Source organism: Paenibacillus sp. P2(2022) (assembly GCF_029522175.1).
Classification (GTDB): domain Bacteria; phylum Bacillota; class Bacilli; order Paenibacillales; family Paenibacillaceae; genus Paenibacillus; species Paenibacillus polymyxa.
Window position 1 is genome coordinate 954,596 of the sequence record NZ_JAKWFI010000002.1, and the last position, 17,573, is coordinate 972,168.

The 17,573-nt window shown below is 47.9% G+C and carries 13 protein-coding genes and 3 pseudogenes; 11 read left to right on the top strand and 5 right to left on the bottom strand.

Features of this window, described 5'->3' with window-relative positions:
* The first annotated feature begins 88 nt into the window (after positions 1 to 88).
* Positions 89 to 2,845: a PHB depolymerase family esterase gene (locus tag MMB75_RS11750; protein ID WP_277507785.1), complete on the top strand. Its 2,757-nt coding sequence runs from the start codon at positions 89 to 91 to the stop codon at positions 2,843 to 2,845.
* Positions 2,846 to 2,944: 99 nt separating this feature from the next.
* On the opposite strand, the pseudogene MMB75_RS11755 reads toward MMB75_RS11750, so the two are convergent.
* A pseudogene (locus MMB75_RS11755) lies at positions 2,945 to 3,529 on the bottom strand (IS3 family transposase); the annotation flags it as partial.
* A 767-nt stretch (positions 3,530 to 4,296) separates the two neighbouring features.
* On the opposite strand from MMB75_RS11755, the pseudogene MMB75_RS11760 reads away from it, so the two are divergent.
* Positions 4,297 to 5,388 (top strand): annotated as a pseudogene (locus MMB75_RS11760) (serine hydrolase domain-containing protein); the annotation flags it as partial.
* A 183-nt stretch (positions 5,389 to 5,571) separates the two neighbouring features.
* Here MMB75_RS11760 and MMB75_RS26230 read toward each other — a convergent pair.
* Positions 5,572 to 6,605 (bottom strand): annotated as a pseudogene (locus MMB75_RS26230) (response regulator transcription factor).
* A 300-nt stretch (positions 6,606 to 6,905) separates the two neighbouring features.
* On the opposite strand from MMB75_RS26230, the gene MMB75_RS11770 reads away from it, so the two are divergent.
* The 8 genes from MMB75_RS11770 to MMB75_RS11805 all read left to right on the top strand — a co-directional run bounded on the left by MMB75_RS11770 (position 6,906) and on the right by MMB75_RS11805 (position 13,338).
* A complete protein-coding gene (locus tag MMB75_RS11770; RefSeq protein WP_045243811.1) occupies positions 6,906 to 7,106 on the top strand; it encodes a hypothetical protein in 201 nt (66 codons plus the stop codon).
* Between the two features lie 21 nt (positions 7,107 to 7,127).
* Positions 7,128 to 7,757 carry a YkoP family protein gene (locus tag MMB75_RS11775; RefSeq protein WP_045243810.1) on the top strand — a complete coding sequence of 210 codons (630 nt, stop codon included), beginning with the start codon at positions 7,128 to 7,130 and terminating at the stop codon, positions 7,755 to 7,757.
* A 153-nt stretch (positions 7,758 to 7,910) separates the two neighbouring features.
* Entirely contained in the window at positions 7,911 to 8,537 is a 627-nt protein-coding gene (locus MMB75_RS11780) for a YqaA family protein (protein WP_045244222.1), read from the top strand.
* Positions 8,515 to 9,036 (top strand): phosphatase PAP2 family protein, encoded by a 522-nt coding sequence (locus MMB75_RS11785; protein ID WP_016821141.1) that lies wholly within the window; start codon positions 8,515 to 8,517, stop codon positions 9,034 to 9,036. The genes MMB75_RS11780 and MMB75_RS11785 overlap by 23 nt, the downstream gene beginning before the upstream one ends.
* Before the next feature lie 24 nt (positions 9,037 to 9,060).
* A complete protein-coding gene (locus MMB75_RS11790) occupies positions 9,061 to 10,227 on the top strand; it encodes an MGDG synthase family glycosyltransferase (RefSeq protein WP_031463414.1) in 1,167 nt (388 codons plus the stop codon).
* 30 nt (positions 10,228 to 10,257) lie between these two features.
* Positions 10,258 to 10,959 (top strand): polysaccharide deacetylase family protein, encoded by a 702-nt coding sequence (locus MMB75_RS11795; protein WP_045243809.1) that lies wholly within the window; start codon positions 10,258 to 10,260, stop codon positions 10,957 to 10,959.
* A 22-nt stretch (positions 10,960 to 10,981) separates the two neighbouring features.
* Positions 10,982 to 12,115, top strand: coding sequence for an MGDG synthase family glycosyltransferase (locus MMB75_RS11800; RefSeq protein ID WP_045243808.1), 1,134 nt, complete (start codon positions 10,982 to 10,984; stop codon positions 12,113 to 12,115).
* The gene (locus tag MMB75_RS11805; protein WP_230681853.1) at positions 12,115 to 13,338 is read left to right on the top strand and encodes an MFS transporter; all 1,224 of its coding nucleotides are present in this window, start codon (positions 12,115 to 12,117) and stop codon (positions 13,336 to 13,338) included. The genes MMB75_RS11800 and MMB75_RS11805 overlap by 1 nt, the downstream gene beginning before the upstream one ends.
* A 143-nt stretch (positions 13,339 to 13,481) precedes the next feature.
* Here the strand turns inward: MMB75_RS11805 and MMB75_RS11810 are convergent, their stop codons facing one another.
* The 3 genes from MMB75_RS11810 to MMB75_RS11820 all read right to left on the bottom strand — a co-directional run bounded on the left by MMB75_RS11810 (position 13,482) and on the right by MMB75_RS11820 (position 15,446).
* Positions 13,482 to 14,144 (bottom strand): hypothetical protein, encoded by a 663-nt coding sequence (locus tag MMB75_RS11810; protein ID WP_155399765.1) that lies wholly within the window; start codon positions 14,142 to 14,144, stop codon positions 13,482 to 13,484.
* A gap of 239 nt (positions 14,145 to 14,383) precedes the next feature.
* Entirely contained in the window at positions 14,384 to 15,301 is a 918-nt protein-coding gene (locus tag MMB75_RS11815) for a hypothetical protein (RefSeq protein ID WP_019687097.1), read from the bottom strand.
* Positions 15,294 to 15,446, bottom strand: a complete 153-nt coding sequence (locus tag MMB75_RS11820) for a hypothetical protein (RefSeq protein WP_017428401.1) — start codon at positions 15,444 to 15,446, stop codon at positions 15,294 to 15,296. Before MMB75_RS11820 ends, MMB75_RS11815 begins: the two co-directional genes overlap by 8 nt.
* A gap of 301 nt (positions 15,447 to 15,747) precedes the next feature.
* Here MMB75_RS11820 and MMB75_RS11825 point away from each other — a divergent pair, with 301 nt between their 5' ends.
* Positions 15,748 to 17,550, top strand: a complete 1,803-nt coding sequence (locus MMB75_RS11825) for a vWA domain-containing protein (RefSeq protein WP_016821148.1) — start codon at positions 15,748 to 15,750, stop codon at positions 17,548 to 17,550.
* Positions 17,551 to 17,573 lie beyond the last annotated feature (23 nt).

Consider the following 17,573-nt stretch of genomic DNA (forward strand, 5'->3'; position numbering starts at 1 on the left):
GAATAGTTTTATATAGTTCATTTGAAGGTTAAACCGAATATAACGCGGCTACGTCTCTGAGGAAACAAAAACCTGGAGGGGGAATGTTATGAGGTTCACACATCTGGAAAAGGCAACTACTGTGCTGTTGGATCATCCGGTACGTCTGGCGTCTGCTTATGCAGTCGGTCCAGTCGAGCTTCCGGAAAATTGTGGTGTGGGCAGGGAATGGTCTAGTCATTTTACGCATGAGGAATGGAATTTGGAAAAGGCTTGTAGTGAAGATGGAATTGAGCTTTCAGCAGGGGGAAGGGCAGCATGCCGGTTATTGACCGAGCTTGATCCCCGGACCTCTGAACTGAATCTAGGTGTTTTTCCGCCTTTGGCTGAACAAGAAAGACTTTTGCTGGTTTCAAATCTACGTTGTATGACAGCACAGGAAGTGATTTTCAGACCGTTTGAAGGAACTGGACAAATTTGGATAGATGGAACATTGGTATATGCAGAATCTGGACCCTTTCGCTTATATCTGGAGGAAGGTGACCACACGGTCGTTATCATTGCTGCGTTTATTCCTGATGAGGCTCGTTCTATTCGTATCAGTGGAAATCAGGTATGCGATGAACCAGATGTGATAGAACTGCATCGTGAATTCGTAGAGCGTAATATACGTAATCATATGGCTTGGTTAGAAGTTGAGCAAAGTGCTGGCAGGGAAGGAGAAAACAGCCCGATCCTATTTTACTTGCTGCGTAAGGATCGGATACTTCTTCCCTCAGATCAAACGTTATGGGTCGAGGTAACGAATGATGAGGGTATGAAGCTGGATCGGTTTACAGCCCATTGGGAGCAGGAGCAAAGCTACGCCTGGGATGAGGAGAAGGCCAGGAAGACGGGAATGCTGCACTTCACCGTTACATATCGGGATCATGAGGCCGTAGAACATCATTTTGTGTATTCGGTACTTGTGCGGCCTTTGTCAGTCGTCGTGGAGTGCTTACAGGAAGAGTATGATCATTTCATTCAAGCCTGCGCCAAAGATGTTCTTCATTCTGCGCAGAAAATACAAATAGAGGGCCTGCTTGAGGAATTAAAACGATTAACGGATTTGCCGGAAGATCCTTTTGAAATTTGGGATTCACGGGTGGTGCGTGAATATATCAAGCTATTAAAACAAATTTTTATGCATGGACATACCGAACAGTCACAGCACCCATCGCTGCTCCAGAAAGAACATATTTTTTTGACGGCTGACGGCATTGGCGAAGGTTTTTTTGTCTCCCGTTTGGACAATAGTTTACAACGGTATACAATCCAGCTTCCCAGCAACTACACGGCTGAGCGACGGTATCCTCTGATCGTTCTAATGCCTGGCAAGCGATATGAGCTGGGGCTACCAGATTTTCAGAATAGAGGTTTTGGGCAGGGCTGGGAAGACGAAGCTATATTTGTTACTTTTTCGTGTCGTGGCGTTACGCTGGGCAGTTATATTGGAGAAGCAGCTTTTTTGGAGGGACTAGATGTCATACTGCAAGCGTACCGAGTGGACGAAGAACGTATCTATCTGACGGGTTACTCGAATGGCGCATATGCTGCCTGGGCGATGGCACAGGCTTATCCTTCTCGGTTTGCAGCTATTGCAGTAATCTCAGGGACGCCACATCCCAAGCATCTGAAAAATTTGATCAATATGCCAATATTAGATGTATGTGGTGACCAGGATTATTTATTTGCCCAAGCATACACAGCTCCTGTAACAGAGCTTTCATCGAACCATTTTAAAGGTGTGATAGAGCGGCAGTCTAATCATTGGGATACGCATGAGTTAAGACTTTTGGACGGCATACTGGGTTGGCTTATGCAATGGAAAAGAGATGTCGTGCCTCAGCGTATTGCCTATCGGACGGAACGTGGCAGACATAATCGAGCTTACTGGCTGGAACTGACGCGCATGGATGAAAACGAGGAATATGCGGAGTTGTATGGCGAAATGAGCTCCACTGGTGAATTGGATATTGAGGCTGTTCACGCAGAAGAATTTGTGATTCATCTCTCGCAAGAGGACATGTCCTTTGAACTCGCTCAGGTTCGTATTGGAGCCCGCATTTTCATGTTGGATTTACGAGAATACAGCCGCTTTCGCTTTGTTAAAACACACTCGCACAAACGCCCCTCACCCGAATACCGTTTGATTGCTGAACGGGAGGGAGGGAGCAGTGAGGACTCCACCAAAAATGCGGATGCAGCTAAGAGTATTGCGGGTTTGCAAAGCGTGGGAAGAAATGGTGCTAGTCATGGTATGGGTGTACTTGACGTTTATATGGATCGACTTCACATTGTCCTTCCATCCAGCTATGCTACACCGGAGGAGGAGCAGGCGGTGAGACGGACGGCGAACGCCTTGGCTAGCCCACGAACAGCGACTTGGAATCCGTATATCGGTGTTCATTATCCGGTGGTGTCTTCTAATGATATTTCAGAGAAAGAGCTAGCTGAAAGCAACGTGATTTGTATCACTTCGGATTTGTCCAGACATGAGTTGCTTCAGAAGTATCAAGCGCATCTTCAAATTGCATGTACCGAGGACGGGTATACATGGGGTGACGATTTTACGACAGGCGAGTACTGTTTGTCATATATTCAGCCTAGCCCATGGTCAGCAACCCAGCAGATGCTTGTTGTAGCGACCAATTCACCCCGTCTGCTGGGTAAAAACCTTTTTATGCGCAGACTGATTATGCCCGGATATTTTAATGGTCTACACCCGTATTTGAATAAAGAGATTATTGTGTATGATAGCAAGGGAGTACGAGCATTTAACTTTACTTCCATTAGGCATGCGCAGCATAAGCTACAAGGCCAATGAAAGATTCAAGTGTGTTATCATAATCCATATAAAAAACGTCTTGATGCACCTTGGGACTAACCCCTGTTTGTGAGACAGGGATCAAAACACCTTTCAAGTTTAGGCAGCCAGTCGTCGGAAATCTACGGGCGACTGGTTATTTAGTTTCGTTTGAATCCGAATTGAGTTATAAAGGGTGATGTGGTCTCGAACGGTCTATTCAACGATTCCAGTCGTTGTATAGATGAGATCTTCAAGGTAGAACGTTTCAGATTTTAAGGTGGAATGAAACGATTCGATGGGGGCATGATCAGCGGGCGTTCCTTTACGGAACATGCTCATGGTCATGCCTTTTCTCATTACTGCTGCTTGATAAGCGGTGTGACGGATATACGCTTCCCTGGTCGCTATGAAGCAGCATTTTTGTCAGTTTTGGAAGTTGATTCAACGTATTCAAATAGGTGATGTCCGTGACGAGCTTTTGCAGGGGCGCTTCGGCATGGAATTGCCGCTTTAGTAGATTTTCTGCTGGATGAGCGGGCTGCCCAGTGACCTTTCGTTTCTTCATCCTCACGCGGCACTGTAGTCCATCACGCTGCATCATCCGCTGAACCCGTTTGTGATTCATTTTTTGCTCTGCCCGAAGGAGTGCGGTTTTCCGGTACCATACCGAAATTTATGACGGATGCAAAGCTCACTGATTTTCTCCGCCACAGCTTCTGTGTGCTCTGTCTCCACGGCTGCTTCCAGCGGTAGTAGGTCGCTCCTTGCGATCCCGAGCCATGTACAAGCCTCAGACACTGTCACTTCGTCTCGAATGGATTCAATCCAGGCAACGACGACTTCTGGTTCCACCTTTCCACTTCCTTGTACTTTTTTAGCAGGTCCAATTACTGCTTCAGACGATGCACTTCCCCTTTTCGATACCGCCTCATCCATGTTTTTTTCTGTGTCTTATTCCGTATTCCCAACTGCTTCATAACCTCTCTTACTGGAACTCCTGCCAATCTCATTTCTTTTTTTCATTATCGAGAACACGAATTACGCACACCTTCTTATATTTTTTGCAAATGAATTTTCGAATGATTCAGACCTATCATGCAATATAACTTCTCAATCCGCCAAGCGAAAGAGGGTGGGCTAACAGCGGTTAGAACGTAGCTCAGCAAGCACGTCATATAAGACAGTTTACAGTTTGTCATGCGGTATATGTGACAGGTCCAAGTACGATGTCATCAAAAGCTTGGCGGTTTTATCACTGTTCGATTTAACAATATTGGAGATAAGGTGAGGGGGTAAAGCAGAACAACATTCTAAAATATTGGAGCGATTGCGTTATGAAATCATTCACCATTCGAAAAGGAGTAGCACTTACTTTGATAGCTATATTGGCGGGTACACTGGCTGATGGAACTGTCCACGCAGAGGGTCAGACGGCAACTTATCAAGCTATTGATAAAGCTGCCAACACCGACAATATTTTATCGTCGGAGTTCGCAAAAGAATCCAAAAAAGAACTCAACGAGAAAGAAAAGAAAAGAAAGCATCGGGAAGAAGTCAAACGCGTCATGGATCAAGTAGTTACTAACAAAAGAGTTCCAAGTGTCGTGGCAGGCGGGCTACAGGATGGGGAACGCTGGTCCTACGCTACGGGTACAGCCAGTTTCGAAGTACCACGCCCGGTGGAGCCGGATTTTTCATTCCGTATTGGAAGCATCACGAAGACATTCACTGCTACCGTTGTATTGCAGTTGGCTCAGGAGAAAAAGTTGAACCTGGATGATTCGGTCGAAAAATGGCTGCCAGGGGTCATAAAGGGTAATGGGTATGACGGCAACAAAATTACGATTCGTCAGCTATTGAACCATACAAGCGGGCTCGCGAGCTATACTGATCTTGATTTTCGAGATATTACCTTGCCTCAAAATCCATTCCGTTACTATTCGTCCGACGAGCTTATCAGCATGGGACTAGCGAAGCCGCCTGTATATGCGCCAGGGAAGGGCTGGAACTATTCGAACATGAATACTATACTAGCCGGTCAAATTATTCAGAAGGTAACAGGAGATACGTATGCGGAGCAGATCAGGAAACGGTTGATCGAACCGCTCGGCATGACAGGGACATTTGTAATGGAAAATAGTCACAATATTCCAGGTAAGCATGCCACAGGATATAATATGGACAGATCGGGTCATTTGTATGATTTAACAGAAATGAGTCAATCATGGGCAAATGCAGCCGGAGATATAGTCTCAACAACTAAAGATTTGACCACCTTCTTTAGTTCGCTGTTGGGCGGAAAGCTTCTAAATCAAGAGATAATGGACCAGATGTTCACGACAGTAGATTCACCTATAGGTAAAGTCGGACTAGGGATTTATGAAATAAAAACAGCTGACGGGCAATCATACTGGGGGCATGCCGGCGGTACTTTCGGATTTGAATCGAGAGCCTTCGGATCTTTAGGCGGGCAGCATATTTTGGTAACGTGCATCAACTCGGTAGCCCAGGAAGTGGAGCTGGCTCACAATAAAATAATCGATAAGGAGTTTGGTCGTTAAGTTTAAAGCCGACATCGTGCCCTTTATTTGAGGGCGGATGTCGGTTTCTGCTATGGTTAACTCCCGCCAACAGATTCTTTACCGCCGAGTCATAGAAGTCGAAGAGCAAGGGAGTCAGGAAGCACAAGAAGCAAAAACTGAATGTGACCCCTATATCGTGAGTACCATCGGGAAATTCATCAGCTACACGATATTCTTCATTCGCGCCATTTCTATTGCTTCTTCGCGGTTGTTGACGCCGAGTTTCGAGTAGAGAATCGAGCAGTAATTGCGGATCGTTCCCTCCGATAAAAATATCTTGACGGCGATCGATTTGTAGCTCAGTCCCGCTCGACAGATGCTTCAGAATCTCCATTTCGCGTTTTGTAAGCCCGTACGGTAGTTTCCCTGACTTGAACCGATTTTCTCCAACTGCTCACGTTGACACTTCATCTCTTCGAAAACTCGCGTAGCGACTGATTGGTCGATCCAGGTTCCTCCATTATAAATAAGTTTCAAGGCTTCCTTCATCTCCCGCGAATGAATCGACTTCAGCATGTAGCCTTCTTCCCCGCGTTCCAATGCAGTCGCTGCCTGCAAGAAATCCTTAAATGTTGTCATGAATAAACCTTCATATTAGGCCAGCGTTGTTTCATCTCAAGTAAAGCTTCAATCCCATCCATTCCCTGCATACGAATATCCATTGCACGATATCTGGTTGGGAGGGATCACAATGTTCTAATGCTTCGCGCCCGTCCCCGGCTGTATCAACGACGTTAAAATCAGCATGTTAAATCCAAAATTTAACTCAATCTGTCGGTATAGATCAGCTAGCGATAAACTCATACGGGAGACGATTAGCAATCCAACCGTTCAATACCGGAATACGATTCCGCTAAGGATACCTGTCCACACATAGGTTCTTCGACTGCTCGTCAAGCCGATAGCTATCGTGAGTAAAACAAAAGACCAAAGCAATCCCGGGGCTGCGTAGGCTAAATAAAGATAAAAAAGCCCATTACTGTGACTTCGATTGTGAGATACCAGTCTTCTTTCCTATAGAGGATGATTAATGGAACGAGATAAACGACGAAAGCAAGAGAAAGTACAACCCAAAGCGACACAACGGTCAATGACGGATCTACAAAACCAGCGCTCGCGATAATGACTAGCCAAAGCGTGCGTATGGCTACAAGTATCCAATCATACCAGAACCTTTTTTTCATTATCGAGAACACGAATTACGCACACCTTTTTATATTTTTTTGCAAATCAATTTTCGAATGATTCAGACCTATCATGCAATATAACTTCCCAATCCGCCAAGCGAAAGAGGGTGGGCTAACAGCGGTTAAAACGTAGCCTAGCAAGCACGTCATATAAGACAATTTACAGTTTGTCATGCGGTATATGTGACAGGACCAAGTACGATGTCATCAAAAGCTTGGCGGTTTTATCACTGTTCGATTTAACAATATTGGAGATAAGGTGAAGGGGTAAAGCAGAACAACATTCTAAAATATTGGAGCGATTGCGTTATGAAATCATTCACCATTCGAAAAGGAGTAGCACTTACTTTGATAGCTATATTGGCGGGTACACTGGCTGATGGAACTGTCCACGCAGAGGGTCAGACGGCAACTTATCAAGCTATCGATAAAGCTGCCAATATCGACAAGATTCACATAGAAATATCATTTCAGTTTGACAATTTCAATAAAATTTGTCAATTAAAATAAGAATGAGGGATGGTTGGATCAATGTTTCTTCGTTTACGCAAATCTTCAATGCAGGCGGCCTGGATGGTGTGGGAAAGAGGGTTCGAGTGGATTTCACGCTTTCGCGGCTCGCATACATCGCACTTTGGAATTTGCAAAGTCATGATTAAGAAACACCGAGGGGAGAGCATCGTCTGTGCGGACTCCACCATCATCGATAAAGGCGATCTGGTCGGGGAACTCCATCTCAATAATGAAACGATTCTGACGCTGATCAAATCCGAAGACTCAGACCGCGCGGCGCTCGTGGCGGCCCGGCTTACACGGAAATCCATGCAGCAGATCAGCGAGGCATTCGCAAGTCAGCCGGAGTTCAGAGAGGTGAAGGCGTTAGTCGGCATTACGCTGCTTCATCGTGGTTTGATACATGGTCTTGGTTTCGAACAACAACCGATGAAGTCCGATCTGCTCCAACGCATTACAACGGCTTATCTACGATTATTGTTATCCGTCATGCACCCTGAAGGCAAGAAGCGGATTGGCCGCAAGACCGAAAAATTGATACCGATGATGCTGATTCACTCCCGCAGCTCGTTGAGGAACCGATTTATGACGGTGAAGAGGCAGTCCATTTCAAAGGAGTTATGTCTACCCAAACCATGCTCCAATTAATTAAAACAAAAGAAACTAAGAGCGTGGTGAGTAAGTTCTTGGAGGGCGGTATGGAGTTGGAACACAGCGAGTGGAAACCCATACCGCCCGGAGGCAACCTATTTTTCATCATGCTCTGTAACAAAGGCGGGATAGGCATTCATGGATAAAATTATGGAATTTTTACAGAACTTCGGAGCGACGGGACTTTTCATTCACGCTATGCTTGATGCGATTATTTTCCCCATCCCGGCGTTCTTCCTGCAGCTTTCTTTAAGCGCGGTGCAACCGGAGTCGGCTTTATGGCTCGCTACGGTTGGCTTTGCAGGAAGTCTGCTTGGGACACCGATCGGTTATGGGATCGGCAAGGTGTCGGGAAAGCATGTTATGGGCGGTGTAATGAAGAAAAAATGGCTGGATTCGGCAAGCGACTTATTTGCCCGCCGCGGCGAGGCCGCAATCCTGATCGGATCGTTCACTCCGATCCCGTTTAAAATATTTACGATTTTATCCGGATGCATGAATTATCCGTTATGGAAGTTGCTCAGCTATGCGGCCATTGGCCGAGCGGTGAAGTTTTATGTAGTCGGTTTTCTCTTCTATATATATGGCCGCGCGGCAGAGAATATGGTGAACCAAGTTCTCACGATTACGCTGGTGGGCGTTGGTGTAGCGATTGCTGCAATATGGTTCTTGATACGGAAGCTGTCTGAGTGGAGGAAGATAAGGAATGAACATCAGTCAATCGAAAAAACAGGGAACGGAGGTGAAAAGCAGGATGCAGTGGATAAGGCGAATTGATCAAACGATGTTCTTCTGGTGCAACCATCGGCTGAGCAGTCGGACCCTGGACCGATTGTTCGGATGGATTACCCATTTGGGCGGAGCTTTGTTTACCATCATTTGCGCAGTGTCCTTGGCATGGTTCGCCGAGGGGGAGTTCAGCAGAATCGGGCTACAAAGCTTGATCGCACTGGCCGTTAGCCATATCGTTGCTGTCCTGATCAAGAAAAAGGTGCGCAGAGACCGGCCTTTCCGCAAGCTGGAGCAGGTAAAGGTAGGCAAATTCCCGTTGAAGGATTATTCCTTCCCGTCCGGCCATACAACCGCTATTTTCGCCTTGGTTACACCTTTTATGTTGGCCTCATCGCCGGCAATTATGCTTGTCTTGATTGGTCTGGCCTTGTTGGTGGCCATATCCCGGGTTTATTGGGGCTATCACTATCCGATCGATTGTGTGGCTGGTGGGATGGTCGGATTCCTAACGGCGGTGCTGGTTGTTTTGTTCATGCATAGTTAAATTTCACGAGGGAGGCGATTGTTGATGAATAGCATGAAACGGGAAAAGCTACTGATTCTGTCCGGCGCGCTCGGGGATGGACATATGCAGGCGGCCAAGGCGATTTTGGAGGCATCGGTGCTGTACAAACAGGGAGTAGAGGTGGTCGACTTCATGCAATGGATCCATCCCCGCATGCATGTGGTTGAACGGTATTGCTTCCTGCAATGGGTGAAGCATTTTCCTTCCTCATACGGATATATGTATCAGAAGACCCGGACGGACAGTACACTTACTTTCTTCCTGAAGCATTTTCTCACGACCAGCCTGCAGCGGCTGCTCAAACTTCTGAATGAGGAACAGCCGACGTTGATTGTCAGCACGTTCCCGCTGGCATCAGCCGCCATTTCCTTGCTTAAGGAAAAAGGGATGACGGATCTGCCTGCGGCAACGGTCATTACCGACCATTCCGATCACAGCTATTGGATACATCCGTCTACGGATCTGTATCTGGTTGGTTCTGAAGGCGTGCGTGCAGCTCTGCAGAGAAAAGGCGTTGCTGACCACAAAATCGCTGTAACGGGCATCCCTGTTCGCCCATCCTACAGTCAGCATGACAATAAAGACCGGCTGCGCGAGAAGCTGGCCTTGGATCTTGACGCCTTTGTCGTGCTGGTGATGGGCGGCGGCTGCGGGATTATCGATAAATCCTTCATCGAGCAAATGCAATCTGACTCTTTTCCCCCTAACGTGCAATTTGTCATTGTATGCGGACGCAATGTGAAGCTGCTGTACCGCCTGCATGAAGCGTTGGGAGACAGGGATAACGTCATGCTGACAGGCTTCCTGGAGGGAATCCATGAATGGATGGCGTCCGCAGACGTATTGATTACCAAGCCGGGCGGACTGACGACCTCCGAAGCGCTGGCGCTTCAGCTTCCCATGCTGCTGCTGGAGCCACGGCTGGGGCAGGAAAAGGATAATGCCGATTATTTGATTCAAACGGGAGTAGCTTATCTATGTCAGATTGACAATTTGCAGGATCAGCTTCAGCGGCTGGTTCAACAGCCTTCCCTATTGGAAGAAATGAGGGAGAAAGCAGGGCTGTGCAGACAGCAGGATTCCGCCAGACATGCGGTCATGCAAATTCTGAGCATGCAGAACGATACACAGGAAGAAAAATGGGTTTGCTCCTTGCAGCAGTATGCTTAAGCTTAATTTTCACTAAGGGGGATAAAGACGTTGCTTGTTAAATATTTGATGATTGGGCTCATAGGCTTCATCAGTCTGTATATGTTAATTCCAAGTTTTCTGCCGCGAATCATCAGATTTGGAGCCTTTCGTAAGGGAACCACCAAGAACCAGGTAGCGTTCACGTTCGACGATGGGCCGCATCCGAGGTATACACCGGAATTATTGGATTTATTGCAGGATTATCAAGTGAAGGCCACATTCTTCGTGCTTGGCTCACAGGCGGAACTGCACCCGGATCTGATCAGAAGAATGGATCGTGAAGGTCATCAGATTGGAATCTACAATTATGATCACATCTCTAATTGGCTGATGCTTCCCTGGACGGTGCGGCGTGATCATATGAAACGGACCGCAGATATTATTGAATCCATAATTGGAAAAAGGCCGGATCACTATCGTCCGCCATGGGGGCTCATGAACGCTTTCGATTTCTTTCATCCCAAATCGTACCGCATCGTACTCTGGTCCTTGAAGGCGGGGGATTGGCGCAGCAGAAGCTGCCGCAAGAAGTTGAAGGCAACGCTACTGAACGGAATTACGGACGGATCTGTTATTTTGCTGCATGACAGCGGAGATACGCCGGGAGCGGACTGTCACGCGCCATATTTTATGCTTCGGGCTCTGGAGGAAGTACTGCATCAATTACAGGGACGCAACTTGCAATTCGTTCGTCTAGATGAAATGGCTTGATAAGTGAAATGAGGTGACACTAGTGGGAAAGGAACCACAAATTTTAATTTTAACGGCCGATTACGGAGAAGGTCATCATCAGGTGTCCAAGGTATTGCAGCAAAGCTTGATTCGCAATGGTTATAGCCAGGTGGCGGTTGTCGACTTGTTCCGGGAAGCTTATCCTGTACTGAACAAAATAATCCGCTATCTGTACCGGCAAAGCCTGTATGCAGCCAGCCTGGGCATTCCCTATTACGGATGGACCTACCATCTGACCAACCAGCTTCCCATGAAGGGAAAGATCGCAGCCTGGATGAACAGTCTTGGCGGCGACAGGCTCAAGAAAATCATCCTCCAGTACCAGCCGGAAGTCATCATTTATACATTCCCGTTCGGCAGCTTGCCAAGCAGCGAGGCATTATCTGCGATCCGTCCCCGGACTGCGATTGTCATAACGGACTTTGACGTTCACCGAAGATGGCTGTTCGCCAAGCCGGATCATTATTTTGTCCCTACCAGCGACGTGAAAGAGGCTATGGTCAGGCAGGGCGTCCCCGAGAGTCGTATTACCGTGACCGGGATTCCGGTCAAGGAGTCATTTTATGATGCGGCAATGATCGGTTCTGGCTCCGTTAAAGAAATAGATGAGCATGTGATTCTGCTTATGGCTAACGTCTGCGGCACATTGCATTCGCTATCGAAGCTCATCGGGAAGCTGCTGCTCTTGTCAGGCGTCCGCATTCAAGTGATTTGCGGCCGGCAGGAAGGATGGAGACGGAGGCTTGCGGAGAGCTGGGAGGATGATGCAAGAGTGGATGTATTCGGCTTCACCGATCAATTGCATGTTCTAATGAGCAGCGCCTGCTGCGTCATCACGAAAGCGGGAGGCGTTACACTATCCGAGACGATTCAGGCCGGGGTTCCGATTTTCATCCTAAATCCGTTTCTGGGGCAGGAGAAGGAAAATGCCCTGTACTTGCAGCGCAAAGGAGCGGCAGTCGTGGCCTTTACGATTCATGATCTGGTGTTGCAGATACAAGCGATGATCTCCTCTGAGCCGATCAAGCAGTCGATGATGAACGGGCTGCTCGCAGTAAGGCAGAAAACGTCTGCGGACCATATTGTCCGGCATTTGTTTCCTGAGGCAAGTCCCTTAAGAAGGGGTGGAATATGATGAGCGGGAGGAGCGCGTTCAAGCTTTCTACTCTGACGCTGTTCACGGTGCTTTTTTGCACAGAGTTTGTCCGAAGCGCTTTCTTGTTCTCGTTTCTGCCGAACTTTGCCGTCAACGAGTCGGGGCAAACCGTTGCTTTGGTCGGTCTTGCCGTCTCACTTCATTATACAGCCGATACGCTGATTAAATGTGTGGCTGGATATTTGCTGGACAGGTTTTCGCTGCGCTGGCTGCTGCCCACCACTTTCGTCCTGATGCTGTCCGGACTAGCCGTCGTGTTCTTTAGCCCGTATGCCTGGGGGCTCGTTGTCGGTTCCGTGATGCTTGGGATGGGGGCGTCGCCTATATGGCTGATTTGTCTGGAGAAAATCCGGCTGACGGAGCGGGCGGCCCAGATTGGGGCGATATACACTGTGTGGCTGGCCTGCATCGGTCTGGGGCCGGTCACAATCAATCTCACCTTCGATTATGGCTTCGAACCTGCCTTCCGGCTGATGGTTGCGCTGCTCGCCGTCGGCTGCATCGCATCGTTCGGGATTAACAGAACAACCTCCTTGCGTCTCCAGAACGTCAGCTTTGCCGAACAAGCGGCAGGACTGCGAAGAAGACTCGTTCAGCTGAAATGGCTGCTGCCAGGCATGGTTCTGCAGATGACCGCCGCGGGACTGCTGCTGCCGATACTGCCCGGTTTTGCCGCTGACCATCTCGGTCTGAGCCAGCCGCAATATTCGCTAATGCTCATATTAGGCGGGGCCGGCGCGATGCTGTTTCTTGTCCCGATGGGGAAGCTGGCCGATCGATGGGGGCACAAGCAAATGTTATTCGCCGGTTTCGTATCGCTTACGGTCGTATTGGCTCTGTTAATCGTATCCATGCCGCCGCCTGCATTAACGATGCTGTTTGCCTTTATGTTGGGATTGTCTTACTCAGCCGTGCTTCCGGCCTGGAATGCGGTGCTGTCATACCTTGTTCCGGAGGATCAGAAGGGGACCGGGTGGGGAGTACTCTCCGGGATTGAAGGGCTCGGTATTATGATTGGCCCGGTCATCGGGGGATGGATAGCCAGCCAGTATACGAATGCTGCTGCCATTAGCCTCAGCGCTGCTTTACTGGCGGTTCTTGCACTTTTTTATTTGATTTTGCCGCAAAACAAGCTTGTCTCGGCTGGCGGGACTTTGCAGCACAAGAGGGAGAAGGCTCATGGACCTGATCGGGGTAGTTGAACAATTATTTCACGAATATGGATACCTGGTCTTGCTCATCGGCTTGCCGCTGGACTTCATGGCGCTCCCCGTTCCGTGGGGCAACAGCACCTTGACCCATACCGGTTTCTTAGCCTCTAAAGATGTGCTTCATGGGTTGTCGGCTAATGCGATGGCCCTGACGGGAGGTCACCATCACGTATGTGATTGGTTACAAGGCAGGTATGCATGTGATCGAGCGTTACGGCCACTGGCTCTTCCTCAAGCAGGAGTTGGTCGAGAAAACGCACCGCTACTATGACAAATACGGGGGCCCATTGCTGCTGGTCAGCTTCTTCATTCCTGGAGTCCGGCAGTTTATCGGCTATTTTATCGAGGAGCAGTGGCCAAATATGTTCAGCATCATTGAGCAATATTTGAAGTTCTTTTTTATCGGAGTGGCTTTTCTCGCGGGGGTGTGGTTGCTGGTTCAAGCTCGAAGCGCGAGGGGAATGGATGCAAAGCTCACTGATTTTCTCCGCCATAGCTTCCGTGCGCTCTGTCTCCACGGCTGCTTTCCAGCGGTAGTAGGTCGCTCTTGCGATCCCGAGCCATGTACAAGCCTCAGACACCGTCACTTCGTCTCGAATGGACTCGATCCAAGCAACGGGAACTTCTGGTTCCACCTCCTTTCCAGTTCCTTGTACTTTTTTACTAGGTCCATTTTGCTGCTCCAGACGATGCACTTCGCCTGTTCGATACCGCCTCATACATGTTTTTTTCTGTGTCTTATTCCGTATTCCCAACTGCTCCATAACCTCTCTTACCGAAACTCCTGCCAATCTCATTTCAATAGCTTTTATCTTTAATTTCTAAGGGGGAACTCACTCTCGTTGCCAACGTAAAAACACCTCCAAGGTTATCTCCATATCTTACGACATGGCTTGATTCTCTTGAAGGTGTTTTGATTTGTCTGATGTTATGGGGCCAGTCCCGTTCCCCTTGGCGATCCTGACGTTTTTTTTGCTGATTCATTGCAGTGATTCATTGATTGGGATACGTCATATATAAAAGGGCATTATGGCAGTCAGCTTTTATACTGCTCCATCAGGTACATGATCTTCACTTCATCGGCCAAATCTCCAAAGGGTTCTAACGGATTCTCCTGAATGATATGATATAAACGTTGGATTCGTTCCTTTGGTAGCTTCCGAACATATCTGGAGATGAAAGCGGCATGGGTGACTACGTAGCGTTTTTTACGGACTGCTGCGCTGGCTACGCGAACGAGAATATCTTCGCCCCCGGCCATTTCCAAAATACGACGCTCATAAAAAACCACATATCGGAATGTCCGATCCTTAATCAGCTCACGATTGAGTCTGGCAACCTCTCCAATGTATCTGACCATAAGGGGTTCAAAGCTTTTGATCAGAAGAGGATCGAGCGTTAATTCCATATCTTTGCGGAGAACAAAAGATTGCAGCAAAGCGACCTGCTGGAGCCTTATCCGATCATTGTGAATGAGTACGGCAATCTCGCGTAGCATTTCATAGCAGACACGCTCACTAAGCTGCCGCAGGGCAACTGCGTTCTTATGATTCACGCCCAATCCTTCCTGGATCTGTCCTATACGGCCTCTGAATAGGCGTATAAGCTGCCTACGCTGTTCATAAAGAACAATGCGGTGCTGTAGAAGGACCAAGGGCAGGAGGAGAAACGCACCGACGATACCGCACAGTAGCATTTGCTGTGACGAGTGAGCGAAAAAGATAGAAGCAGCCAGCAACGCAATGCCGACAGCAAGGTCTTTATGAAAATAACGTTTGGCTCTGAGTTTAGCATATTGCTCTACAGGAACCAGCGTATCCCGACCACATGCTGTACATTTCTCTTCCCAAAGGGCGGTGAATTGTCCGCAACGCTTGCAGACTCTCAGCTTTTGGAAGGCATGCTCTGTGCGGGTAAAGGGGCGAAATTGCACAGCCTGCTTGGAACTATTCATTGTGCTCACTTCTCCGATTCAGCAGCGCAAGAAGCTCGGTGTCGATTTGTGCAATCGACGGGGCGCGTTTTTTATGTATATAGTAAATTAGTGATTTAATGGCGACAAAAAGAAACATAATCGCCAAACATCCGTATGAGATCATAGTGTACTTCCTCTTTCTGCTTAGATTTTTATTTTTACTGTTTTACATGAGTGGGTTTCGCTAGGGTTATTTTTGTCGTATAAAGGAGAAGACTGGTGCCCGATTGCCCTTGTTGGGGTATAATTATATCATTACTGCAGGATATTGGTAAAATCTCGCGATATAATAGGCTTTTTGGTCGCATTCAGGCCGTTCGGGCAGGATTTTCAGCTAGCGCTCATGTAAAACTCATTATAATTTAATAGTAGTGGAGTACAACTGTAATTTAGAATGAGAATTAATCGGCAAAGGGGTACAAGCGATGTTTAGTAGAGACAGAAAATGGTTTTTGGTCATCGGAATCATATGTACAATGATCATGACTTCGATTTCGGCCTGGCAGCCACAGACGGCGAATGCCGCTTCACCCTCAGCTTCTAAAGTGGATGCGGTGTTGGTAGTCGATGTAAGTAATTCGATGAACACCAGTGATCCTGGGAAGATTGGCAATGAAGCCATGAAAATGTTTATTGATATGTTGTCAACGCAAAATGACAAGGTTGGGATTGTAGCGTATACGGATGTCGTACAACGCGAGAAAGCCTTGCTTAATATTTCATCCGAAGCGGATAAGCAGGAACTGAAGACATTTATTGACGGGCTGAACCGGGGAGCGTATACTGACACCTCCGTAGGTGTCAAGGAAGCGATCCGTATTTTGCAGGATGGCAAAACAGCCGGACATGCGCCTATGATCGTTATGTTAGCTGATGGTAACAACGATTTTAATAAGACGACAGGTCGAACTGAAAGCCAATCCACTCAGGATATGGCGCAGGCTGTAGCCGAGGCTAAAAAAAGCGGTGTGCCGATCTATACCATCGGTTTGAATGCAGATGGAAAGCTAAATAAGAATAAACTCGCCGACATCGCGCAGCAAACGGGCGGCAAGTCCTTTATTACAAGCTCGGCGGACGATCTGCCGAACATTTTGAGTGAAATTTTCGCCAGCAATCTGAAATTGAAAGTGGTGCCTTTGCAGTCCATTACGGCCAACGGCGACTATCAGGACGTTACGGTAACCGTACCAAACGATAGCGTGCTGGAAGCCAATATTTCAATTATGTCCTCGAAACCAGTGGACGCGAGATTAATAGACCCGTCGGGCAATACGAAGCCGATTCCTTCGAGTGATGTACTGCTGTCCAAGTCGAAAAGCTACTCGCTGATTAAATTGCTCAAGCCTGTGGCTGGCGACTGGAAGCTTCAAGTCAAGGGAGTGCAGCAGGATAAGATTGATATTAATCTGGTATTTAACTATGATTTGGAGTTGAAGCTGGACGCGCCGCCTGCCAAATCATACAAAAAAGGTGACACGGTAGAGATTCATTCCTATCTGACGAGCAATAACCAGCAGTATCAGGATCAGGAATTGTATGCGAATATGAATGCTGTCCTGAAGGTCAAAGACCTTGATACGGGTACAACGAATGAAGTGCCCCTAACTAACGCAGGGGATGCTTTTACCGGCTCTTATACGATTCCAGATGAGCATGACTATGAACTAACCGTCAGAGCAGAGGAGAAGAGCTTTTACCGTGAAACGCAGCCTGTAACCATCAGCGCCAAAGCTGGGGCGGCGAGTGGTACGAATACTGGCACAACCCAGCCTACTACACCTGCTGAGAAGTCTAAGCTGCTGCCACTCATTCTTTTAGGGGTGGGACTGCTCGTTCTGCTGGTAGCGGCATATTTCATCTGGAAGGCTGTCAAAAAAGCTAATCGTGGCTTTGTCGGCCAGATCGTACTGGAAATCCGGGATGAAAATACCGGCGAAAAGACATACCCGCAGTATAAGAAGCTGAACACCTTCCGGGGCAAATTCAATTTACACCAGTTGCTGCAACTGGCGCCGGAATTTGCCGGAACCGATAAGGTCGTGTTCACGCCAGCGAATCAGGATCGGATCGTGGTGCGTAGCACTCCGGAGATTACGATTGAAAAATCCGGGCGTGCTGTAGACACAGGCAACGGTCTTGAACTGAAAAACGGTGATCGTCTGACGATCCCGCTGGCTAGTGTGGACAAAACCATTTTACTGGAGTTTATTTCAGTAAACAGCTAAACGAACCCTTAGGAGGTCATATC